The 22,421-nt window shown below is 45.3% G+C and carries 20 protein-coding genes; 8 read left to right on the top strand and 12 right to left on the bottom strand.

Features of this window, described 5'->3' with window-relative positions; all coding sequences use genetic code 11:
- The first annotated feature begins 17 nt into the window (after nt 1-17).
- The 4 genes from atpG to glmU all read left to right on the top strand — a co-directional run bounded on the left by atpG (nt 18) and on the right by glmU (nt 4,261).
- A complete protein-coding gene (gene atpG / locus OCU28_RS11760) occupies nt 18-884 on the top strand; it encodes a F0F1 ATP synthase subunit gamma (protein ID WP_261816331.1) in 867 nt (288 codons plus the stop codon).
- 35 nt (nt 885-919) lie between these two features.
- Nucleotides 920-2,323 (top strand): F0F1 ATP synthase subunit beta, encoded by a 1,404-nt coding sequence (gene atpD, locus OCU28_RS11755; RefSeq protein WP_261816330.1) that lies wholly within the window; start codon nt 920-922, stop codon nt 2,321-2,323.
- A gap of 18 nt (nt 2,324-2,341) precedes the next feature.
- A complete protein-coding gene (locus OCU28_RS11750; protein ID WP_261816329.1) occupies nt 2,342-2,764 on the top strand; it encodes a F0F1 ATP synthase subunit epsilon in 423 nt (140 codons plus the stop codon).
- A gap of 132 nt (nt 2,765-2,896) precedes the next feature.
- Nucleotides 2,897-4,261 carry a bifunctional UDP-N-acetylglucosamine diphosphorylase/glucosamine-1-phosphate N-acetyltransferase GlmU gene (gene glmU / locus OCU28_RS11745; protein ID WP_261816328.1) on the top strand — a complete coding sequence of 455 codons (1,365 nt, stop codon included), beginning with the start codon at nt 2,897-2,899 and terminating at the stop codon, nt 4,259-4,261.
- Between the two features lie 47 nt (nt 4,262-4,308).
- Here the strand turns inward: glmU and OCU28_RS11740 are convergent, their stop codons facing one another.
- Complete coding sequence (locus OCU28_RS11740; protein WP_261816327.1) at nt 4,309-5,052, bottom strand: amino acid ABC transporter permease; 744 nt, start codon at nt 5,050-5,052, stop codon at nt 4,309-4,311.
- A gap of 91 nt (nt 5,053-5,143) precedes the next feature.
- Here OCU28_RS11740 and OCU28_RS11735 point away from each other — a divergent pair, with 91 nt between their 5' ends.
- Nucleotides 5,144-5,920: a transporter substrate-binding domain-containing protein gene (locus OCU28_RS11735; RefSeq protein ID WP_261817488.1), complete on the top strand. Its 777-nt coding sequence runs from the start codon at nt 5,144-5,146 to the stop codon at nt 5,918-5,920.
- A gap of 53 nt (nt 5,921-5,973) precedes the next feature.
- On the opposite strand, the gene punC is transcribed toward OCU28_RS11735, so the two are convergent.
- The gene (punC, locus tag OCU28_RS11730) at nt 5,974-7,152 is read right to left on the bottom strand and encodes a purine nucleoside transporter PunC (RefSeq protein ID WP_261816326.1); all 1,179 of its coding nucleotides are present in this window, start codon (nt 7,150-7,152) and stop codon (nt 5,974-5,976) included.
- 106 nt (nt 7,153-7,258) lie between these two features.
- On the opposite strand from punC, the gene punR reads away from it, so the two are divergent.
- Complete coding sequence (gene punR / locus OCU28_RS11725; protein ID WP_261816325.1) at nt 7,259-8,164, top strand: DNA-binding transcriptional activator PunR; 906 nt, start codon at nt 7,259-7,261, stop codon at nt 8,162-8,164.
- Nucleotides 8,165-8,220: 56 nt separating this feature from the next.
- Here the strand turns inward: punR and ilvA are convergent, their stop codons facing one another.
- The 5 genes from ilvA to ilvG are packed head-to-tail and all read right to left on the bottom strand — an operon-like array spanning nt 8,221 to nt 14,508.
- Entirely contained in the window at nt 8,221-9,753 is a 1,533-nt protein-coding gene (ilvA, locus tag OCU28_RS11720) for a threonine ammonia-lyase, biosynthetic (protein ID WP_261816324.1), read from the bottom strand.
- Nucleotides 9,754-9,757: 4 nt separating this feature from the next.
- Nucleotides 9,758-11,599, bottom strand: a complete 1,842-nt coding sequence (ilvD, locus tag OCU28_RS11715) for a dihydroxy-acid dehydratase (RefSeq protein ID WP_261816323.1) — start codon at nt 11,597-11,599, stop codon at nt 9,758-9,760.
- Nucleotides 11,600-11,608: 9 nt separating this feature from the next.
- Nucleotides 11,609-12,553, bottom strand: a complete 945-nt coding sequence (gene ilvE / locus OCU28_RS11710) for a branched-chain-amino-acid transaminase (protein WP_261816322.1) — start codon at nt 12,551-12,553, stop codon at nt 11,609-11,611.
- 12 nt (nt 12,554-12,565) lie between these two features.
- Nucleotides 12,566-12,850 (bottom strand): acetolactate synthase 2 small subunit, encoded by a 285-nt coding sequence (gene ilvM / locus OCU28_RS11705; RefSeq protein ID WP_261816321.1) that lies wholly within the window; start codon nt 12,848-12,850, stop codon nt 12,566-12,568.
- An 11-nt stretch (nt 12,851-12,861) separates the two neighbouring features.
- On the bottom strand, nt 12,862-14,508 hold the full coding sequence (gene ilvG / locus OCU28_RS11700; RefSeq protein ID WP_261816320.1) for an acetolactate synthase 2 catalytic subunit: 1,647 nt from the start codon (nt 14,506-14,508) through the stop codon (nt 12,862-12,864).
- Between the two features lie 421 nt (nt 14,509-14,929).
- Here ilvG and OCU28_RS11695 point away from each other — a divergent pair, with 421 nt between their 5' ends.
- Complete coding sequence (locus OCU28_RS11695; RefSeq protein ID WP_261816319.1) at nt 14,930-16,456, top strand: YifB family Mg chelatase-like AAA ATPase; 1,527 nt, start codon at nt 14,930-14,932, stop codon at nt 16,454-16,456.
- Between the two features lie 42 nt (nt 16,457-16,498).
- On the opposite strand, the gene OCU28_RS11690 is transcribed toward OCU28_RS11695, so the two are convergent.
- The 4 genes from OCU28_RS11690 to OCU28_RS11675 form a co-directional block, all read right to left on the bottom strand.
- The gene (locus OCU28_RS11690) at nt 16,499-17,101 is read right to left on the bottom strand and encodes a thiol:disulfide interchange protein DsbA/DsbL (RefSeq protein ID WP_261816318.1); all 603 of its coding nucleotides are present in this window, start codon (nt 17,099-17,101) and stop codon (nt 16,499-16,501) included.
- Between the two features lie 61 nt (nt 17,102-17,162).
- The gene (locus OCU28_RS11685) at nt 17,163-18,149 is read right to left on the bottom strand and encodes a serine/threonine protein kinase (protein ID WP_261816317.1); all 987 of its coding nucleotides are present in this window, start codon (nt 18,147-18,149) and stop codon (nt 17,163-17,165) included.
- Between the two features lie 135 nt (nt 18,150-18,284).
- Nucleotides 18,285-19,694 (bottom strand): cytochrome c oxidase accessory protein CcoG, encoded by a 1,410-nt coding sequence (gene ccoG, locus OCU28_RS11680; RefSeq protein WP_261816316.1) that lies wholly within the window; start codon nt 19,692-19,694, stop codon nt 18,285-18,287.
- Between the two features lie 162 nt (nt 19,695-19,856).
- Nucleotides 19,857-20,123, bottom strand: coding sequence for a YihD family protein (locus OCU28_RS11675; protein ID WP_261816315.1), 267 nt, complete (start codon nt 20,121-20,123; stop codon nt 19,857-19,859).
- A 484-nt stretch (nt 20,124-20,607) separates the two neighbouring features.
- Here OCU28_RS11675 and OCU28_RS11670 point away from each other — a divergent pair, with 484 nt between their 5' ends.
- Entirely contained in the window at nt 20,608-21,429 is an 822-nt protein-coding gene (locus OCU28_RS11670) for a sporulation protein (protein ID WP_261816314.1), read from the top strand.
- On the opposite strand, the gene OCU28_RS11665 is transcribed toward OCU28_RS11670, so the two are convergent.
- A complete protein-coding gene (locus tag OCU28_RS11665; protein ID WP_261816313.1) occupies nt 21,410-22,309 on the bottom strand; it encodes a DMT family transporter in 900 nt (299 codons plus the stop codon). The genes OCU28_RS11670 and OCU28_RS11665 overlap by 20 nt on opposite strands.
- Nucleotides 22,310-22,421: the final 112 nt, after the last annotated feature.

Below are 22,421 nucleotides of genomic sequence, written 5' to 3'. Positions count from 1 at the left end.
TCTAATGGAGAGTAACGATGGCCGGCGCAAAAGAAATACGTAATAAAATCGGTAGTGTTAAAAGCACACAGAAGATTACGAAAGCAATGGAAATGGTAGCCGCTTCAAAAATGCGTCGTTCGCAAGATGCGATGCGAGCGTCTCGTCCATATGCAGAAACAATGCGTAAGGTGATCGGTCATTTGGCTAGCGGTAGCCTAGAGTACAAACATCCGTACCTAGAAGAACGCGAAGCCAAGCGTGTTGGTTACATCATAGTTTCAACAGATCGTGGTCTGTGTGGTGGTTTGAACATCAACCTGTTCAAGAAATCCATTCAAGATATGCAGCAATGGTCTGAAAGTGGTGTAGAGGTTGAGTTAGCGATTATCGGTAACAAGGCAACTGCATTCTTTAATAACAGTGGCGCAAAAGTAGCTGCTCAAGTATCTGGATTGGGAGATAACCCTAGCCTAGAAGATTTGATTGGTTCAGTTGGCGTAATGCTGAAGAAATATGATGAAGGTGAGTTGGATCGCCTGTACATAGTATTCAATAAGTTTGTGAATACCATGATTCAAGAACCAACGATCGATCAATTACTGCCTTTACCTAAATCAGACAGCGAAGATATGCAGCGCGATCATCAATGGGACTACATTTATGAGCCTGAGCCGAAACCACTGCTAGACGCACTACTGGTTCGTTATATCGAATCAAGTGTGTATCAAGGTGTGGTAGAGAACCTTGCTTGTGAGCAAGCGGCTCGAATGATCGCAATGAAAGCAGCAACGGATAACGCAACTAACTTGATTGATGACCTAGAGCTTGTATACAACAAGGCTCGTCAGTCGGCGATTACCCAAGAGCTATCAGAAATTGTTTCTGGTGCAGCTGCGGTTTAGTTTTAGGCAAAACGAATTAGTTTAGAGGATTAACAATGGCTACAGGTAAGATCGTAGAGATCATCGGTGCGGTAGTCGACGTAGAGTTTTCACAAGGCGATGTACCTCGTGTATACGACGCACTAAACGTAGTTGAAGCTAAAGAACGCCTAGTTCTTGAGGTTCAGCAGCAACTAGGTGGCGGCGTAGTTCGTACTATCGTAATGGGTAGCTCAGACGGTTTACGTCGTGGACTAGAAGTTGTAAATACTGGCGCGCCTATCACGGTTCCGGTAGGTACAAAAACTCTTGGTCGTATCATGAACGTCCTTGGTGACGCGATTGATGAATGTGGTGAGATTGATGCTGAAGAACAGTATGCAATTCACCGTGAGGCACCAAGCTATGAAGAGCAGTCAAGTGCGACTGAGCTTCTAGAGACTGGTGTTAAGGTTATCGACTTGGTTTGCCCATTCGCTAAGGGTGGTAAAATCGGTCTATTTGGTGGTGCAGGTGTAGGTAAGACCGTTAACATGATGGAACTTATCAACAACATCGCACTACAACACTCAGGTCTATCTGTATTTGCAGGTGTTGGTGAGCGTACTCGTGAAGGTAACGACTTCTACTTTGAGATGCAGGAAGCGGGTGTTGTAAACATCGAAAATCCTGAAGAATCAAAAGTAGCAATGGTTTACGGTCAGATGAACGAGCCACCAGGAAACCGTCTACGTGTTGCGCTTACGGGCCTAACAATGGCTGAGCGTTTCCGTGATGAAGGCCGTGATGTACTACTGTTTATCGATAACATCTATCGTTATACCCTTGCGGGAACAGAGGTATCAGCACTACTAGGTCGTATGCCATCAGCGGTAGGTTACCAGCCAACTCTTGCAGAAGAGATGGGTGTACTTCAGGAACGTATTACATCAACTAGAACTGGTTCTATTACATCGGTTCAAGCGGTATACGTACCTGCGGATGACTTGACGGATCCATCTCCAGCAACAACATTTGCTCACTTGGATGCAACTGTTGTACTTAACCGTAATATCGCTGCTATGGGTTTATACCCAGCGATCGACCCATTGGATTCGACGTCACGTCAGCTTGATCCATTGGTAGTAGGTCAAGAGCACTACGATACTGCTTCTGGTGTTCAAACTACGCTACAGCGTTATAAAGAACTAAAAGATATCATCGCTATCCTAGGTATGGATGAGCTTTCTGAAGAAGATAAGCAAGTCGTATCTCGTGCACGTAAGATTGAGAAGTTCCTAACTCAGCCTTACCACGTAGCGGAAGTATTTACCGGTGACCCAGGTGTTTACGTACCTCTTAAAGAGACTCTACGTGGATTCAAAGGCCTATTAAACGGTGACTACGATGATATCCCTGAGCAAGCGTTTATGTACTGCGGTACCATTGACCAAGCTTTAGAGAACGCTAAGAAGCTATAAGTCTGATTAGGAGGCAATATGGCAGCAATGACCTTTCACCTTGACGTAGTAAGCGCAGAGAAACACCTTTTCTCTGGTCGTGTGGAAACGTTTCAGGTGACCGGTAGCGAAGGTGAGCTAGGTATTTTTTACGGGCACACCCCGCTGTTGACAGCTATTACTCCTGGTATGCTTCGTATCGTTAAACAACACGGCCATGAAGAGTTCATTTATGTCTCTGGTGGTATGGTCGAGGTTCAGCCAGGTACAGCAACTGTACTGGCTGACACAGCGATTCGTGGTGAAGATATCGATGCGTCTAAAGCAGAAGAAGCCAAACGCAAAGCTGAAGAAAATATTAAGAATCAGCATGGCGATATGGACTTTGCTCAGGCAGCCAGTGAATTGGTTAAAGCGATCGCTCAAATCCGAGTTGCAGAACTTACGAGAAAGCGTCGCTAATCGTATTAGTCGTAGCGTATAAAAAAGGTGGCCTTAGGGTCACCTTTTTGTTTTTGGGGCTAACTACTTATCTTGGCAGTGATGGGTTAAAATAGACCGATAAATTAAGAACATCTGTTTAAGGATTAAGCAATGAACAACTTTAGTGCCGTCATTCTTGCCGCCGGTAAAGGCACCCGAATGTATTCTCATAAACCTAAGGTGCTGCATACGTTGGCTGGAAAACCAATGGCAAAACATGTCATTGATACTTGTGTTGGCTTAGGGGCTAATAATATTCATTTAGTGTTTGGTCATGGCAGTGATCAGATGAAAGCAACCCTAGGTAATGAACCTGTAAATTGGGTTGAACAAAAAGAGCAACTAGGTACTGGGCATGCTGTCGATCAGGCGTCTTCTCAATATGCCGATGATGAAAAGGTCTTAGTGCTTTATGGTGATGTTCCTCTTATTACCAGTGAGACCCTAGAGGCGCTTCTTGATGCTCAGCCCGAAGGTGGTGTTGGTTTGCTTACAGTCGTGCTTGATAACCCTATGGGCTATGGTCGTATTGTTCGCGAAAATGGCTCTGTTGTAGCTATCGTTGAACAAAAAGATGCCTCTGAACAACAAAAGTTGATTCAAGAAATTAATACCGGTGTATTAGTTGCAGATGGTAAAGACCTTAAGCGTTGGCTGAGTAACCTAAGTAATGACAACGCTCAGGGTGAATATTACTTAACCGACGTAATTGCAGCGGCACATGCCGATGGTCGTGCTATTGAGGCGGTACACCCAGCTAACCCAATAGAGGTTGAAGGGGTTAACGATCGTCGCCAACTAGCGAAACTTGAGCGTGCACATCAGCTTATACAAGCTGAAAAGCTGTTAGAGCAAGGGGTTATGCTTCGCGATCCCAACCGCTTTGATCTTCGCGGAACCCTGCAGTGTGGTATGGATGTTGAAATCGATGCCAACGTGATTATTCAAGGTAATGTCACCATAGGTGATAACGTGACTATCGGCGCTGGTTGTGTGCTTATTGATTGTGAGATTGATGACAACACATTGGTACGCCCATATTCAATCATTGAGAGTGCAACGGTTGCTGAAGATTGTACAGTTGGCCCATTTACGCGCCTGCGTCCCGGTGCTGAATTGCGTAATGACTCGCATGTAGGGAACTTTGTTGAGGTGAAAAATGCTCGCCTAGGTGAAGGATCTAAAGCCAATCACTTGACCTACATTGGAGACGCTGAGATTGGTCAACGTGTGAATGTTGGAGCGGGTGTGATTACGTGTAACTATGACGGTGCGAACAAGTTTAAAACCATAATTGGCGATGATGTGTTTGTTGGTTCAGACAGCCAGTTGATTGCGCCAGTAACCATAGCTGATGGTGCTACCATTGGTGCTGGTACGACGCTAACCAAAGATGTTGCTGAAAATGAGTTAGTGATAACTCGAGCAAAAGAGCGACGCGTCGCTAATTGGCAGCGCCCAGTTAAGAACAAGTAAGCTTTTTATCTCGTATAAACCCCGCTAAATTGCGGGGTTTATTGTTTTTAGTGATTCGGAATAGCGTAGCGTCTTTCCAGCCATCGAACCGCTTGTGATACAGCTAAGATAAGGATCAGGTATTCCAGTACCAAGAAGGTGTATATCTCCAGTGGAAGGTATTCGTTTACGACTAACTCATTAGCGCGTCGAGTTAGGTCAGATAAGCCAATAACACTTACTAGTGATGACATCTTCAGGATATATACAAATTGATTGCCCAGTGGTGGCAGAATTTGACGCAATGCCTGTGGGAAGATAACTAAACGCATCGTCTTCCAGTAGCTTAACCCCAGAGCATGAGATGCTTCGTGCTGTCCACGGTTGATAGCTTGAATACCACCACGGAATACTTCTGCCATAAAGGCGCTTTCCGCTATTGATAAGGCAATAACTCCAGCCCAAAAGTGATTCAGACTTACATCGAGTAGAGTGGGAAGTCCATAGTAGACCCAAAGCAATAACACGAGAACGGGAATGGCCCGAATAATCTCCACATAAATACGGTTGATGGAGCGAATCCAAGGGTTGGACGACAGTGCGGGAAGAGCAATCAGAAAACCAATTAGCATGGCAAAAAACATACTAAGTAAAGACACGTAAATCGTGCTACTAAAGCCATCAGTCAGAAATCTTAGGTTTATCTGACCTTGCTCTGTCGTTGGGTTAAGTACATACCAACCCCATTCATAATTTGAGCAACCTGTGAGCAAGCCACAACAGGTTATTACAACTAGAGCGTTTAATTTCAAAACATGCCATCCTTAAGCACCATTTTTCATATATAACTGGTATGGTAACAGTACCCATGAGGGAGTGTTACTGATTTTAAAGGGAATTATGATGAAGACATTTATTATTGCTTTGGGGATTTTACTGCTTTCTACGGCACAAGCGATGGCGGATACGAGTCGTTTACAACAGATTCTAAGCTCTGGTGTATTAAAGGTAGGCACAACCGGTGATTGGAACCCAATGACCATGAAAAACCCAGCAGACAACAGCTACCGTGGCTTTGATATTGATGTAACCACGGAGCTGGCAAAAGATTTAGGTGTGAAGGTGGAGTATGTAGCCACTGACTGGAAAACTTTGGTTAACGGCATAACAGCCAACAAGTACGATATTACCGGTAGCGCATCACTGAATATGTCTCGCGCGAAAGTAGCAGGCTACAGCCAACCCTATTTCTATTTGGCATTCGTACCAGTGGTTCCGAAAAAAGACCTAGATAAGTATTCTGATTGGGCTGATTTCAACAAGCCTGACATCAAGGTCGCGGCAACGCTAGGTACGGTACAAGAGAAGATGGTAAAAGAGTTCTTCCCTGAAGCACAACACATCGTTATTGAAGCGCCAGCTCGTGATTTTCAAGAGTTATTGGCACGAAGAGCCAATGTATCCGTAACTTCAAATGTTGAAGCCGCAACGCTGGTGGAGAAGTTTAAGCAATTGGCTGTAGTTCCGGTTGCAGAACCAAAGAACCCAACGCCGATCTCTATGCTATTGCCACAAAACGATCAGGTATGGATTAACTATGTGAACCATTGGGTTGAGTTGAAAACGACCCAAGGCTTTTTTGACAAAACCGCTAAGAAATGGGGCTTAACCAGCCTGTAGTGGATTCATTTTGAATAAACGAAGGGAGCGATGATTCGCTCCCTTTTTTGATCTTAATGAGCGGTTGCTTCAACTAAATCATTCTTTTGACGTGTCAGCAGGATTCCGCCCGCCAGACCGACAAGACAGAAGATCATCGTCCAGCCAGTGGCAACGAGTGCTTGCTGAGCAAAGAAAGCCACCAGCATGCTTGCCATACTACTAACACAGATCTGTATGCTGTTTTGCAGTCCAGCCGCTGTTGCAGGGCTATTTTGCGCACTCGATAGCGCACGGTTAACCACGATAGGGTAAAGCGCACCATTGGCCACTGCCACAAAACAAAATGGCAAAAGAACCGGCCAGATAGAGGTCAAGGTGCTTTGGCTTGCAACGAATACCGCGACAACAGCCACCGTAAACAGCATTAGAAGTACTGGCAATACCTTGCTGTCACCATAGCGCTCTACAGATTTCTTCCCGAAATAACCACCCACCATAAAGGCGATAGTTTGAGGTATAAAGCTCATGCCAATGTCTTTTGCTGAGTAACCCAGCTGAGTCATGATCTCTGGCATACCGGTTAAGTAGGCAAAGAATACCGCAGAGGTCATTGAGAATATGATGACATTGCCGATAAAGGTGCGGTTTTTGGTAAGAGATACCAGATCAGATTTCAGAGAAACGCTCTTAACTGGATTAGCTTCTTTTGGCTGTCTAGCGGTAACGAACAGCAATACTGCACCAATCATTGCCAACACAACGAAGATGCTTTCCCAGCCTAATGTGGTGTTTAAAAGCACACCTAGCTGAGGTGCAAGAGCGGGCGATAAAGCCACTAGAGGCATAATAGACGCGAAGATGCGCTGGCGGTCATCGGCGCTGTAGCGCTGAATCACCATAGCTTGCCAAATAACCGTGGGTGCACACACGCCAATCGCTTGGATAAACCTAAATACCAACAGTTGAGAAACGGTGAAGCTTAAGCTAATACCGATTGAAGCAACCGTAAAGATCGCTAGGCCTAACGCAAGAGTGCTTCGTAGACCAAATCGGTCAGAAAGGATACCCCATGCCAATTGGCCAACCGCTAGACCAACCAAAAAGATGCTTAGAGACAGTGCAATAGGTTCAGGGCCTGTGGCAAAGTCGGCTTGCAGAGTTTGGAATGTAGGTAGGTACATATCGGTAGCGATAAAACCAAGCATAGAGAGTAGGGCTAGGTAACCCATTTGTAGTTTGCTGACGGACATTAGAAACCATTTCAGAGAATTAATTTGTTGTCGGGCATTCTAAATTGGCTTAAACAACAAATTAAGCGCTAAAATATGTGGTTATCTATCAAAAAATTTGAAAGCTATGTTATCTCAGAAGAACTTTGAATTATTGGATGTGGTTGCTCGTCTTGGTAGTTTCTCCGCTGCTGCTGAGTATCTACACAAGGTGCCATCAGCAGTGAGCTATTCGGTGAGGCAAATAGAGCTTGAGCTTGATGTGCTGTTGTTTCGGCGCTTGCCTCGCAGAGTTGAGCTGACGCCAGCAGGGGAGATCTTCTTAGAACAAGTACGATCTATGCTGCGTCAAATTGAAGAGGCTAAAGCGCAGGCCAAGCGCACTGCGCAAGGTTGGCAACAAACCCTGAAGATCACGCTCGATAACATAGTGAAACTGGATAACCTGCAACACCTTATCGATGATTTTTATAAGCAATTTGATTTTGCAGAGCTGCAGATCAACATGGAGGTATTTAATGGTTCGTGGGAAGCCATAGCCCAAGAACGTGCGGATATTGTTCTTGGAGCAACCTCTGCTATTCCAGTGAGTGGCGATTTCGGTATCAAGGATATGGGGAAGATGAATTGGGTATTCGTGTGCTCTCCGCTGCATCCGTTGACCCAGAAATCCAGCCTTAAGGTTGAAGAGGTGGCCGCTTTTCCTAGTGTAATCCTCGATGATACCTCTAGAGTGCTCCCTAAGCGGCACCAGACGCTGCTTACTAATCAAAGGAGACTTCTTGCACCTAATTGGCATACCGCCATACGATGCATTAAAGAGGGCGTTGGTGTTGGGTTTATACCTGAGCACATTGCCAAGGCCTTAGTCAGTAACAAGGAGCTGGTTACGCTCAGCATTGATTTTCAGGCTCCGCCGAGTGAGTGTTGCATGGTGTGGCGAAAAGACAGCAGCAATAAGCTGATTGAGTGGATGCTCAATTATCTGGGTGATGAGGATAAACTTCATCAAGACTGGCTCAAAAGCGAATAAAAAAGCAGCCCGTAGGCTGCTTTGGTAATAGCGTTGCTGTAGGTCTTGGCTAACCGTTAGCTAAGAAAGAAGCGATAGGATGGATTATCCGACTCGTCTTTATAGCCATAGCCTAGCTCTTCTAAGTGGCTACCGAAGCGTTCAATATCATCTTCTGTCAGCTCAAATCCACACAACACACGGCCGTAATCGGCACCGTGGTTACGGTAGTTGAATAGGCTGATATTCCAATGAGTACCTAGCGTACTTAAGAACTTAACCAGCGCGCCTGGGTATTCCGGGAACTCAAAGCTGTATAAGCGCTCTTGCAGTGGTTTTTTCGGCTTACCACCGACCATATAACGCACGTGCAGTTTCGCCATCTCATCATCGGACAAATCAACAACCGGGTATCCACCCTCTTGCAGATCGGCGATGATGCTATCAAGTTCAGCCTGCCCTTCAAGTAAGCGTACACCGACAAAGATATTCGCTTGCTCGTCATCGTTATAGCGGTAATTAAACTCAGTCACCGCGCGACCACCGATCAGGTTGCAGAACTCAAAGAATGCCCCCTGACGCTCTGGGATAGTCACCGCCAGTAAGCCCTCACGTTTTTCACCCAGTTCACAGCGCTCAGAAACATAACGCAAGCCATGGAAGTTGGTGTTTGCACCCGACAAAACCGTGGCAAGCTTGTTGTTCTTCAGCTCATTTTGCTCTGCGAATTTCTTCAATCCAGCCAGAGCTAACGCACCTGAAGGCTCGGCAATAGCGCGAGTATCTTCGAAGATATCTTTAACTGCGGCGCAGATTTCATCACTAGACACAGTAATGTGTCCGTCGATATTCTCGTTACACAGACGGAAGGTTTCGCTACCGATCTGCTTAACAGCCACACCATCGGCGAACATGCTTACTTGATCTAAGGTAACGGGTTGTCCAGCGTCTAATGCCGCTTTCAAACACGCAGAGTCTTCCGGCTCAACCGCAATAACCTTGATGTTTGGCATGAGTTGCTTAACCAATACCGATACACCTGCGGCCAAACCGCCGCCGCCCACAGGGACAAAGATGTAATCCAAGTGACCGTTTTGCTGGATCATCTCCATGCCTATCGTGCCTTGACCTGCAATCACTAGCGGGTGATCAAAGGGAGGCACAAAGGTATAGCCGTGCAGTTCAGACAATCGCACAGCCTCAGCCTTAGCCTCATCAAAGTTACTGCCATGCAGTACAACCGTGCCGCCGAAAGCTCGAACGGCATCAACCTTGATATCGGGCGTCGTTTTTGGCATCACGATAGTGGTGTTGATGCCAAGCTTAGTGCCAGAGTACGCCATACCTTGAGCATGGTTTCCTGCTGATGCTGCGATGACGCCTGCCTGCTTTTGCTCTTCAGTTAGGCTGGCGACCATGTTGTAGGCACCGCGCAATTTGAAGGAGTGAACCGGCTGGCGATCTTCTCGTTTTATCTGAATATCATTGTGTAATCGCTCCGATAAACGAGGCATATCTTGCAACTGAGTTACTGTTGCTACCTCATAAATTGGTGCACGCAGGATTTGGCGCAGATAATCTGCGCCAGACAGTGGGGTAGTAAGACTCATAGTCTTACTCCTCAAACTTAGACTTATCTCTTACCGCGCCTTTGTCTGCACTGGTAGCCATGCTTGCGTAGGCTTTAAGAGCAAACGAAACAGAGCGCTCACGAGACACAGGTTTCCAACCCAGCTTATCTTGAGCTTCACGGCGATCAGCCAGTTCTGCTTCAGAAACAAGTAGCTCGATGGTGCGGTTAGGAATATCGATAGCAACTTGGTCGCCAGAATTTACTAGACCGATAATGCCACCAGCGGCCGCTTCTGGAGAAGCATGACCAATAGACAGACCCGCAGTACCGCCAGAGAAACGACCATCGGTAAGCAGAGCACACTCTTTGCCAAGCCCCATAGACTTAAGGTAAGTCGTTGGGTACAGCATTTCTTGCATGCCTGGACCACCTTTAGGGCCCTCGTAGCGAATAATAACTACATCACCAGACTTCACCTTGCCACCCAAGATGCCGTCTACGGCGTCTTCTTGGCTTTCAAACACAACAGCGGGGCCGGTGAATGTAAGAATGCTTTCATCTACGCCAGCGGTTTTTACGATACAACCATCCATCGCGATGTTGCCCTTAAGAACGGCTAGGCCACCGTCTTGGCTATACGCATTTTCTTTGCTGCGGATACAGCCTGCTTCGCGGTCGTCATCCAGAGATTCCCAGCGACAATCTTGAGAGAAGGCTTTAGTGGTACGAATGCCAGCTGGACCTGCACGGAAGAAGGATTTCACATCCTCAGATTCCGTTTGCATGATGTCGTACTGAGCAAGCTGCTCATCCATTGAAAGGTCAAGAACAGTGCGCGCTTGGTTGTTTAGCAAGCCAGCACGGTTTAGCTCACCTAAAATGGCCATTACGCCACCTGCACGGTGCACATCTTCCATGTGATACAGCGGAGTGGATGGTGCGACTTTACATAGGTTTGGTACGCGGCGAGACATCGCATCGATATCTTCCATGGTAAAGTCGACGTCACCTTCTTGAGCTGCAGCAATAAGGTGCAATACAGTGTTGGTTGAGCCGCCCATGGCAATATCTAGAGCAATGGCATTTTCAAATGCTTTCTTAGTTGCAATATTGCGAGGAAGTGCCGACTCATCGTCCTGCTCATAGTAGCGCTTGGTCAACTCAACAATACGTTTACCGGCATTGATGAACAGGTTTTCACGGTCTGCGTGGGTTGCCAGCATAGAGCCGTTACCCGGCTGAGAAAGACCTAGCGCTTCAGTTAGGCAGTTCATTGAGTTTGCGGTGAACATACCAGAACAAGAGCCACATGTTGGACATGCGCTACGTTCAACTTGCTCGCTTTGCTCGTCAGATACCGTTGGATCGGCACTTTGCATCATGGCATCAACAAGGTCTAGCTTGATTAGCTGATCTGAAAGCTTGGTTTTACCCGCTTCCATTGGACCACCAGAGACAAAGATGACAGGGATGTTTAGGCGCATAGAGGCCATTAGCATTCCCGGAGTAATTTTGTCACAGTTTGAGATACATACCATCGCATCGGCACAGTGAGCATTCACCATGTACTCTACTGAGTCTGCGATAAGCTCGCGTGAGGGTAGAGAGTACAGCATGCCGCCGTGACCCATAGCGATACCATCATCAACAGCAATGGTATTAAATTCTTTAGCGATACCACCGGCTTGCTCGATTTCTCTCGCAACCAGCTGACCCATGTCTTTAAGGTGAACGTGTCCGGGTACGAACTGAGTAAACGAGTTTACGACAGCAATAATCGGCTTACCGAAATCTTCGTCTTTTACTCCAGTTGCGCGCCATAGTGCGCGTGCGCCAGCCATGTTTCGGCCGTGAGTCGTTGTTGCGCTACGATAGATTGGCATAATTGTTCCTTATTTCTCTGCGTCAGCTGGGTAAACGTAGTCTAACCAGCCCCACTTATCTTCAGTTGTGCCATTAAATAGGCCAAAGTATGTTTCTTGTAGATCTTTCGTGATTGGACCGCGCTTACCTTCGCCTACGACAATTTGGTCGACAGAGCGAACTGGAACGATCTCAGCGGCAGTGCCGGTCATGAAGATCTCATCAGCTAGGTACAAGGCTTCGCGAGCAATGTTCGATTCAACAATCTCGTAGCCTTTATCGCGTGCCAGAACCATGATGGAATCACGAGTGATACCCGGTAGGATTGCTGCTGTTGCTGGTGGAGTAATGATAACGCCATCTTTAACCACAAAGATGTTCTCGCCAGCACCTTCAGACAGGTAACCATCAACACTTAGCGCAATACCTTCATCGTAACCGTGACGACGAGCTTCACCACCCACAAGTAGCGATGATAGGTAGTTACCGCCAGCTTTAGCCGCAGTAGGGATAGTGTTTGGTGCTGCGCGATTCCAGCTAGAGATCATAGCGTCAACGCCACTTTCTAGTGCTTCTTCGCCTAGGTATGAACCCCATGGGAAGGCTGCGATGATCAGTTCCATCTCTGAATCCACAGGAGGACAAACACCTAGGCCAACATTACCTACAAAACCCAATGGGCGAATGTAGGCACTTTCTAGTTTGTTTACGCGAATGGTTTCGCGAGTGGCTTCCATGATTTCCTCAATCGTGTAAGGGATTGGGAAGCGATAAATTTTTGCTGAGTTCTTAAGGCGCTTTGCGTGTTCTGGATGACGGAAAACAATTGGGCCTTTAGGCGTGTTGTAACAACGAACACCTTCGAATACTGAAGTACCGTAATGCATTGCATGAGTGAGCACGTGTACGTTGGCTTCTGCCCACGGAACCATTTCACCGTTAAACCAAATAAAATCTGCTGTTCTCTTAGTCATTTAATGCCTTCCTTACGCGCTTACTTTATGTTGTAAATTATTATTTGGGAGCTCATCGTTGTTAATTTTAGTGACGTCGACACTGATAACATCCCATAACTTTTCAATTTGGTTAGTTAAAAATGTAATCGGACGCTCACTATCAACAATGATCTCGACACTAGCTATCTTACTGTGGTGGTTTTGGGTACCAGCAACTTGTCTAACGATAAAGCCTCTATGACGCACTACTCTTAGTACGCGTTCTAGTAATACTGGCTTATCATCTGCTTTAATATCAAGTAAATACCTTTCCATGAGGGCCTCTATTAAGTGTTCTCTAACATTTCTTCGTTGGATGCACCTGGTGGAACCAAAGGCCATACATTTTCTTCTTCATCAATCAGTACATGAAGCAGGAATGATGTCTCGCTTTCAAGCATCTCTTTGAGTGCTGGCTCGACCTCAGCTTTGGTTGTAATCGTTTTGCCTGGTATATCAAAGGCCTTCGCTAACATTACAAAATCAGGGTTATCGTCCAAGATGGTTTCACTATGACGGCCATCGAAGAACAGTGATTGCCACTGACGAACCATACCGAGACGCTGATTGTTAATTAGGACCATTTTTACCGGAATCTGGCGGCGTTTTAAGGTGCCAAGTTCTTGTACGTTCATCATAAATGAGCCGTCACCAGAGATCAGGATTGATTGATCATCTGGGCGAGCTACTGCGGCACCCATAGCGGCAGGTAAGCCAAAACCCATAGTACCTAAGCCAGATGAAGTTATAAAATTCTGTGGTGCTCGGGGTTGAATATGTTGCGCCGCCCACATTTGATGCTGACCAACATCTGTTGATACTACAGCACTATCAGGCATAAGGTCAGACAGCTGCTTTAACAGCAACGGGGCATAGATGGCTTCACCCGGATGGTCGTAGCGCCACTTAAACCCACTACGTAAACTTTCACAATGATGAACCCAAGGGGAGATGTCATTCTCTAAATGAATCTGAGGCAAAATATCATTGATATCACCACGCAATGTTGCATGAGCATGCCTTAGCTTATTAAATTCTGCTTTATCAATATCAAGATGAATAATCTGTGCATTTGGTGCGAAAGTTTCTAACTTTCCAGTTACTCGGTCATCAAAGCGAGCGCCAACTACGATTAGTAAATCTGACTCTTGAACGATTAGGTTGGCCGCTTTAGTTCCATGCATACCAAGCATGCCCAAGTAATAAGGGTTGTGGCGGTCAATGGTCCCTAAGCCTTTCAGTGTGCTTACGGAAGGCATAGGGTGGTCACTTAGGAATTGGCGAACAGTTTCTGTTGCGTTAGCTAATTGCACACCACCACCAACATATAGAACTGGTCTGTGACTTTCTTTTATCAGTGCCTGCGCTAGACGATACTCTTCCGGTTGTGGTACCGGCATCATTGGCGCTTCAAACTTGGGAAGTACACTTGTCGGTGCTTCAGCCAACTGAACATCTTTTGCAATATCAACTAATACTGGACCTGGACGACCATTCTTTGCTACTTCAAATGCTTCGGCAAGGGTAGGCGCTAGGTCATTAATATCGGTAACCAAATAACTATGCTTAGTACAAGATAAGGACATACCAATAACATCCATTTCTTGGAATGCGTCCGTACCGATAAGTGGGCTTGCTACCTGACCTGTGATCGCGACGATAGGAACGGAATCGAGAAATGCATCTGCAAGTCCCGTCACTAAGTTAGTCGCACCTGGGCCTGAGGTTGCCATGCATACGGCAACTTCTTGGGTTGAGCGTGCCATACCAATGGCCGCCATCGCAGCGCCTTGCTCATGACGACATAAGATATGTTCTACGTCACCATCATAGAGAGCGTCATAGATTGGCATTATTGCTCCACCAGGGTATCCAAATATGGTTTTAATCCCTTGCTGGCTAAGTGCCTCGACGACGAGTTGAGCACCGTTCATTGGCAATCCCCTTTTATTAACATGGTGTTTGGTTGTGTTGTGAATTTCATTTCAACGCACATCATGTGCTCCAAGTCCTTTTGTGTGCCAGTTTGGCTATAAACTAAAAAAAGCCCCCGAACTTTTCAGTGCGAGGGCTTAAAATTTTTACTGTACTAATTTGCGCCTACTCGCCCTCGCGCGGGTTTAATAATCACCACGACGATCAGGTTTACCAGAGCTAGTAGGTTAAGTGTTTTAAGCATCATCAAGAGTAGTCGTCTACTTAGAAAAATTCCGCAATAACTTTGCACAGTGTTTGTTCTACTAGTGGTAACACATAATATTGTGATCTGACAAGGAAAACCGCATTCTTTTTTCATTTTCCTTTACTCTGTGACAGAACTAGAACCAATGATGAGGACAATAAATTGGAGTCATCATGGGGTTAGCTATCATCCAAAGTAGGGCGTGTATGGGGATAAATGCCCCTGAAGTCTTGGTCGAGGTTCATATTGGGCCAGGTATGCCTGGGTTTCATTTAGTCGGCTTGGCAGAAACAAGTGTAAAGGAGTCTAAGGATAGGGTTCGAAGTGCGATACTCAATTCAAAATTTATTTTTCCGAGTAGGAAGATAACTGTCAATTTAGCGCCTGCTGATTTACCTAAGGACGGTGGGCGTTTCGATTTACCAATAGCCATCGGGATATTGGTGGCGAGTGAACAGTTGTCTACCGAGAAAATAAAGCAGGTTGAACTCTTGGGTGAGCTCGCGCTGTCAGGAGAGTTGAGGGCCGTGAGTGGTGCTATCGTAGCATCATTGGCATGTATACAGAGCCATCGTGTCCTGATTTCACCAATTGATAATGGCCCTGAGGTTGCTCTAGTTGATACCAAGCAGAACTTGACGGCAAGTTGTTTGGTTGAGGTTGGTGCCTATTTAAATGGGCAACAAAGCCTAGAACTAAATCATCAGCCCATCACCAACCATGAACAGACTATTGAAAGGGACTTGCAAGATATCTTGGGACAACAGCAGGGTAAGCGTGCTCTAGAGGTCGCGGCGGCGGGAGGACATAACTTATTATTTTTAGGCCCACCGGGAACAGGAAAAACCATGCTTGCGACACGTTTGGTTGATCTGCTTCCTAATCTCAACATAGAAGAAGCCCTACAAGTTGCGGCGCTTAATTCCTTGGTTGGCTCGTTTAGCCTGCAAACTAATTGGTTTAAAAGGCCCTATCGCGCTCCACATCACTCCAGTTCGATGGCGGCCTTGGTTGGAGGCGGTTCTCGTCCTAAGCCTGGCGAGATATCTCTGGCTCACAATGGGGTTTTATTTCTAGATGAGTTACCTGAGTTTGAACGGCGGGTGTTGGATTCGCTTCGTGAACCAATAGAGGCCGGTGAAGTGGTTATCTCTCGAGCGGCGGGTAAGAGTACTTTTCCTGCTTGTTTTCAATTAGTAGCGGCTTTAAATCCTAGCCCGAGTGGGCATTATAACTCCGGACAGATAAGGGCGAATCCTCAGGCCATGTTGCGCTATTTAAGTAAGATATCAGGCCCTTTCTTAGATAGGTTTGATATGTCATTGGAGATCCCTTTGCTGCCGATAGCTAGCTTGCAGCAATCAGGTATGCGTGGGGAAAGCACAGCGGTGGTTCGAGAACGGGTTATTGAGGCAAGAAAGGTAATGGAACATCGTGTCTCAAAAGCTAATGCACAGTTAGATAGCAAGGAGATTGAGCAGTTTTGTTGCTTATCGAGCAGTGATGAGAAATTCTTAGATAACGCCATTACTTGTCTTGGACTGTCTATTCGGGCTTATCATCGGATATTGAGGGTATCTCGGACTATTGCAGACTTAGAAGGAAGCCAATCGATAACGAAGCAGCATCTTGCTGAGGCTTTAGGATATAGAGCGATGGATAAGTTATTAATTGAGTTGAATCAGCAAGTGTCACTGTAAAGGGCAATTTAAAAGGGGAAGCCAAGTGGCTTCCCCTTAATATTATTTTTTCTTCAATAGGTAGTTGATTAGGTCTGTAAGTTCTTTTGTTGATTGAATAGAACCTACTTCAACTAGGTATTTGCCATTGACCACAATACCCGGTACGCCTTTTAGCTTGGCATTGGTGAATTGTTTATCAAAACGACGCTGCATTGAATCAACAGCAAAGCCATTGAAGGCCGCATCAAATTTCTTGGCATCGATACCTTCATCTAAGAAAATTTGACGAAGTTCAGCATCATCTTTTGGCGGAGTATTGAGGTTGTGGATTCGGTTAAACATAACGGGAACCATTTTGTCCTCGACTTCTAAAGCAACCATAGTCGCATAAGCCTTACTCATGGATACGCCCATTTTTCCGCCCATAAAAGAGACGTGGGTTTTCTGGAATTTTGCTGTTTTAGGTAGTGATTTCTTTACCTGCTGGATAATCGGTTCAAAGTGATTACAGTGCGGGCAATAGAATGAAAAGAATTCATTTACTGTTGGGCTAGATGTTGCTGGAAGATCGAGAACCGTATAGTTGGTTCCTTCGGTAAATTGCGCAGCATGAGCTGTAAGCGTGATGAACATTGTTGCCATCAGGGCGATCAGCTTTTTCATTGAGATACTCCTTTACGGTTTTGTTGTGGCTTCCTAATTCGGCTGCCTAGTATGTTTGGTGTTACCACATGGGTGTCAGTGAGAGTGGCGGCTCTGCTAATGCAGAGAGTTGCTCTTTAATGACCAGAACCTGTCCTTCCCAGTATTTTGCATCATTGAACCATGGAAAAGCTACTGGGAAAGCGGGGTCTTGCCATCTTTTTGCTAGCCATGCCATATAGTGTACTAGACGTAGACCGCGCAATGGCTCGATCAGTTTCAATTCAGTGCTATTAAAATCACAAAACTCTTGATAGCCCTCAAGCAAAATATCCAGCTGCAGTAGTTTTTCTTGGCGATCACCATGCAATAACATCCATAGATCTTGTACCGCTGGCCCATTTCGGGAATCATCTAGATCGACAAAAGTAGGGCCATCCCGCCATAGAATGTTTCCCGGGTGGCAATCCCCGTGCAGGCGTATGCTTTGATAGTTACTATCCCAGCGTTGCTCGACCTCTGCTATTAAAAGGTCGAGATCGTTATAGAACGCCTTCTCTAGATGAGACGGAATAAAGTGGCTGTTTTGCAATAATTCTCTTGGTTGATACAGGTATTCATCAAGGCTAATGCTAGGCCGGTGTTGATAAGGGGCAAGGTCTTGACTGACTTTGTGTATTCGACCTAGAAAGCGTCCAACCATCTCTAGTTGGTTATAGTTATCAACTTCGAATTGGCGTCCACCAACACTGTTGTACAACGCAAACAGGTAACCACCATAAAAATGCAGTGTTTGTTGCCCAAGAGTTACAGGAACTGCTAATGGTATCTCTTGCGCATCCAGACAAGCCATAAATTCGTGCTCTTCAGCTATCTGTGCTTCACTCCAACGCTGAGGGCGGTAGAACTTAACAACGTAGCGCTGCTTCTCTTCATCTATGAATTGGTAAACTCGATTTTCATAGCTATTAAGAGCCAAGAAGCCTGATTCAGCGCGGATACCGATACTTTCAAGGGCATACCACATGAGGTCGGGAGTGAGTGAATCGAAATTAAAGGGTGAGGTCATTACCTAGGCTGATATTTGATAAATGCAGAGTACAGTATCTCGGAAACTTCAAACAAAACAAGCCTGAGCTTAATATTAAGCCCAGACTTGTTGTGGTACAGCTTATTTTATCCCGATGGTAAGCGTTAGGCTAAGTTAGAGTTGCTTGATGAAGCGGCTCTCAGTTACCGTGCTAAAGCCCTGCGCGTCATTTAATATAAACTCTATATGAGTGACAGAGGAGCTTAGTTCATCGGGGTTAACTCCAAGGCTAATCGGCAAGCTAAATACCTCTCCAGGGGCAACATTTATTGTTTGTCGGCCATACCATTTTTCTTTGTTTAGCCCCTCAACCGATAACGTGTACTGCTGAGGCTGCTGGGTTTTATTGATTACCTTTAAGGTATAGGTGTTTTCTATATAGCCATCACTGTTGGAGCGATAGAGTTGGCTTCTATCTCTAAGGACGGTTAAGCCTGCGGGATCAACACTGGCTATCTGCGCCAAAAAGCCACCTAACATCAGGATCATGATTAACCCATATCCGATAAGCTTAGGCCGCATAATCTTGGTATGTGTGCCTTCTAGTTTGTGTTCAGTGGTGTAGCTAATCAGTCCCTTGTCGTAGTTCATGCGCTGCATTGTGGTATCACAGGCATCAATACAAGCGCCACAGTTGATACATTCGTACTGCAATCCGTCACGAATATCAATTCCAGTAGGGCAGACCTGAACACAGAGATTACAGTCGATACAATCCCCAAGCCCAAGCTGCTTTGGGTCTGCCTTACGTGAGCGTGGACCACGACTTTCACCACGCTTGGTGTCATAGCCGACAATAAAGGTATCTTTATCAAACATCGCAGATTGAAAGCGAGCGTAAGGACACATGTGAATGCATACGATAGAACGCATCCAGCCTGCATTAGCATAGGTGCAGCCCGCAAAAAATAGAACCCAGAAATAGGCCCAAAAGCTGGCGTTGAGGGTAAAGAAATCAACCCACAGTTCGGTGGATGGAATAAAGTATCCAACAAAGGTTAAGCCGGTCACTATAGCGATTCCTATCCAAGCAAGATGCTTGAGGGTTTTGCGTAGTAGCAGGTTTGAGGCGAGCTTTTGTGAGTCTTGTTTACGTCTTTTGTTTGCCGAGCCTTCTAGCTTTTCTTCAAACCAGATATACATGAAGGTCCAAACGGTTTGTGGGCAGAGATAGCCACACCAGACGCGACCTAAAAATGTGGTGAGAAAGAATAGAGCGAAGGCTGCGATCATAAACAGCAGTGCTAAAAGGGTAAGGTCTTGTGGGTAAAGCGTGGTACCAAAGAAGTTAAACTGTTGTTGCCCAATATCCAGCAGGATCGCTTGTCGCTCTCCATATGGAACCCATGGGGTTAATGCAAATAGGGCGAGTAATATCCAAGCACCATAGCGACGTAATTTTTGATACATACCACTACTGGCACGTACATAGATACGATTGCTAGGGTTAAACCTATCTTCTCGTTGAGAGGGTGGTGCTTGCTTTGGCGTAACGTCTTTGACGTTAATACGGTCCTTATCCATATTGGGTCCTAGATTCGAAATATCAGGTCAGTATATCTAAGTAAGGTAAAGCAAGTTGTTAAATCAGTTGCAGATTAGATGAATGAATTAAATACAGGGTGCGAGTTGGTCGTGTTTTTAAAAAGCCTCATAGCAGTTTCGCTTATTGAGGCTTTTATTAGATTACTTAATGATGCCTCTAGCGCGAAGTAGGGCTGTTTTAAAGTCATCTTCTTTGTCTTTAGCAAGACCTGGGATCTCTTCTTGCTTATCGCTATTACGCATTTTTAGATGGTAGATCAGTACATCATCTGTAAGGTCTTCAAGGTTGCCATTGAAACCCGCTTCTTTGGATAGCTTGATAATAAATTCGATGAGGTTTAGGTCTGGATCCTTTTGCCATTCTGGGTGTAATAGCTCGATCAGTTCATTAACGCGATGACACTTCATTGTTTTCTCCAAAATCCTTAGTGAGGTTATTGAGAGTAAAGTATCAAAAATTACCTAGCTTGAAAGCTTTTGCGGTAAAAAAGACAAGAAAAAAGCGCCAAGCATAAGCTGTAGCGCTTTTTTTTATACAGCAGGTAAGGGCTTGAGCCCAAGTAGATCAATTAATCTTAAGCTTTTGGAGCTTCTGCTGTTTTGTTTGTTTTAGGCACCTTCGCAAAACCGGTTCTGCGATGTGTCACTCGCCCAGAAGGACGAGAAAACCTGACGGTTGTTGGAAACATACTTCACCAAATAAGTCAGGCATATCCTTTGCCGTTATAACAGAATCATTAAACAATTCATGGCAGATATTAAATCAATATCAATATAAAAATAGCATTATTTTTTAGGCATCAATTAAAAATAGGTCGCAAACTTATATACCAGCTTGTTTAGAGTGTATGTTTAAAGGGTTATTGAGCAATGTAATTGCAGAGGGATATGTATGTCTTTGTTTAAAAAAACACTGGCCAGCTTAGGGGTAGGTTCGGCTAAAGTGGATTCGATATTGCAACAAGAAGTATTGGTACCTGGAGATAAGGTTGGGGTTGTAATCCACGCTTATGGTGGTGCAAGCGCGCAACACATCGAGCATATCGACCTTAAATTATGTTGTCGCTATATTGCAGAGCGGCAACAAAGACATCCAAATGATGATCGACAAGATGTAAGCAAAAGGCGGGTTGCCGTTAATCATGTTTTAGACTCTTGGCAGCTTCCTTATTCTTTTACGATTAAGCCTGGTGAGGAGCGTACCTTTGAGGTTGAACTCGATGTTCCGTTGAACACACCGCTAACCCTAGGCAGTTCCGAGGTTTGGCTTGAAACCGCGCTTGATATTGATATGGCGATAGACCCAAGTGATAAGGATATGCTGACTGTTCGCCCTGATAGCGTACTTGATAAAATATTCTTTGAACTGGAAGAGTTAGGACTGAGAATTAGACAGGCACAGTGCGAAGAAGCACACGGTTTTGCTTTGCCATTTGTTCAAGAGTTTGAGTTTGTCCCTACCACAGGTCCCTTTCATGGTAGCTGGAGAGAGCTAGAGATCGTTGTTTATAGAGATAAACAAGAGCTAAAGCTTTGGTTTGAGGTAGACCGCCAAAAATCCGGGCTGGGTGGGCTTTTATCTAGTCTAATTGGCAGCAAAGATCTGCAATCTCAATTATCCCTATCTAATCAGCTTACCGCCGATCAAAGCGCACAACAGGTTGTAGAATTTCTGACGAAGCTATTTAATGACGCTAACGGTGATAATCCATAAGGGCTTGCTCTGGGGGGAGCTTTTTACGGTATTCATAGAGCTGTGCTATAAGGTTGGTAAGCACCATTAGGCCCATTATCGATATCTGTAAGTAGCTAAAAGATTCACCTAGTAATGTTGCACCTAGTACCATAGCTAAGACTGGGTTTAGGGTTCCAAAAAAGCTCAGCTCCGTGGTTGTAATCATAGGTATGGTATAAATATACGCGCCATAGGCAAGTGAGGTTAAGCCGATAGTTAACCAAAGCATAGCCTCCCATTGCACCGCTGTAGTTGGTATTGGTGTGACATAACCCTTTCCACTAAGCGATACCTCCCAGTAAGCAAGGGGCAATAGAATTATCCCACCAAGAATCAACTTCCATGTTAAAAGTTTCCACCAGTTGATTTTGACCATGACCTGCTTAGCAATAACGCTACCAATAATTAGAACAGTCATTGACGCTATTAAAAATAGTACTGCTTTGAGGCTTATTGGTGTGACGCTGGTGCTAAACAAATAAATACAGCTAAGCACCAGTATTGAGGAGGACGCTACCTGAATAATGGAGGGTTTTGTTTTATCTATAAGCCCTATTACCGCTAGTCCAATAACAGGTAGAGCAATCAGACCCACTCCAACCAAGGTGCTAGGAAGGTGCAGTGCTGCTGCAAATAAAAGCCCAAAAAAGAGTGCGATATTAAGAAAGCCAACGAGAAGCAAAGCGGGCAGTTCATGCCACTTAGGCCATGTAGGTTTCAGGATAAGTAATAGCAACCCTGCCGGTAGTGCTCTCCAGACTGCCAATGCAAATGGTGACCACCCTGAAAATTGTGAGGAGACTACTGCATAGGTTGTTCCCCATAACAGAGGGGCGAGTATTGCGAGAATTATTTTCATATGCAGGCCTGCGTTTAATTAAAGTAAGTTTAAATAAACACAAATTAAAAGTAAAGGTTCAATGTAGCAACCAATTGAGCAGTGGACAGAAGATAAATGCTTACAACGATGC

The organism is Vibrio gallicus, assembly GCF_024346875.1.
In the GTDB taxonomy this organism is placed as follows: Bacteria; Pseudomonadota; Gammaproteobacteria; order Enterobacterales; family Vibrionaceae; genus Vibrio; species Vibrio gallicus.
Note: the sequence above shows the minus strand (reverse complement) of the source record. Positions and strands in the feature narration are given on the sequence as shown.

What these genes read in the sequence shown, in the direction of transcription:
- OCU28_RS11735 (WP_261817488.1), top strand. Translation starts at nt 5,144, where the DNA reads ATGAAGACATTTATTATTGCTTTGGGGATTTTACTGCTTTCTACGGCA.
- ilvG (WP_261816320.1), bottom strand. Translation starts at nt 14,508, where the DNA reads ATGAACGGTGCTCAACTCGTCGTCGAGGCACTTAGCCAGCAAGGGATT.
- ilvE (WP_261816322.1), bottom strand. Translation starts at nt 12,553, where the DNA reads ATGACTAAGAGAACAGCAGATTTTATTTGGTTTAACGGTGAAATGGTT.
- OCU28_RS11695 (WP_261816319.1), top strand. Translation starts at nt 14,930, where the DNA reads ATGGGGTTAGCTATCATCCAAAGTAGGGCGTGTATGGGGATAAATGCC.
- ilvM (WP_261816321.1), bottom strand. Translation starts at nt 12,850, where the DNA reads ATGGAAAGGTATTTACTTGATATTAAAGCAGATGATAAGCCAGTATTA.
- OCU28_RS11670 (WP_261816314.1), top strand. Translation starts at nt 20,608, where the DNA reads ATGTCTTTGTTTAAAAAAACACTGGCCAGCTTAGGGGTAGGTTCGGCT.
- OCU28_RS11750 (WP_261816329.1), top strand. Translation starts at nt 2,342, where the DNA reads ATGGCAGCAATGACCTTTCACCTTGACGTAGTAAGCGCAGAGAAACAC.
- glmU (WP_261816328.1), top strand. Translation starts at nt 2,897, where the DNA reads ATGAACAACTTTAGTGCCGTCATTCTTGCCGCCGGTAAAGGCACCCGA.
- punR (WP_261816325.1), top strand. Translation starts at nt 7,259, where the DNA reads ATGTTATCTCAGAAGAACTTTGAATTATTGGATGTGGTTGCTCGTCTT.
- atpD (WP_261816330.1), top strand. Translation starts at nt 920, where the DNA reads ATGGCTACAGGTAAGATCGTAGAGATCATCGGTGCGGTAGTCGACGTA.
- OCU28_RS11675 (WP_261816315.1), bottom strand. Translation starts at nt 20,123, where the DNA reads ATGAAGTGTCATCGCGTTAATGAACTGATCGAGCTATTACACCCAGAA.
- punC (WP_261816326.1), bottom strand. Translation starts at nt 7,152, where the DNA reads ATGTCCGTCAGCAAACTACAAATGGGTTACCTAGCCCTACTCTCTATG.
- atpG (WP_261816331.1), top strand. Translation starts at nt 18, where the DNA reads ATGGCCGGCGCAAAAGAAATACGTAATAAAATCGGTAGTGTTAAAAGC.
- OCU28_RS11685 (WP_261816317.1), bottom strand. Translation starts at nt 18,149, where the DNA reads ATGACCTCACCCTTTAATTTCGATTCACTCACTCCCGACCTCATGTGG.
- ccoG (WP_261816316.1), bottom strand. Translation starts at nt 19,694, where the DNA reads ATGGATAAGGACCGTATTAACGTCAAAGACGTTACGCCAAAGCAAGCA.
- ilvD (WP_261816323.1), bottom strand. Translation starts at nt 11,599, where the DNA reads ATGCCAATCTATCGTAGCGCAACAACGACTCACGGCCGAAACATGGCT.
- ilvA (WP_261816324.1), bottom strand. Translation starts at nt 9,753, where the DNA reads ATGAGTCTTACTACCCCACTGTCTGGCGCAGATTATCTGCGCCAAATC.
- OCU28_RS11665 (WP_261816313.1), bottom strand. Translation starts at nt 22,309, where the DNA reads ATGAAAATAATTCTCGCAATACTCGCCCCTCTGTTATGGGGAACAACC.
- OCU28_RS11690 (WP_261816318.1), bottom strand. Translation starts at nt 17,101, where the DNA reads ATGAAAAAGCTGATCGCCCTGATGGCAACAATGTTCATCACGCTTACA.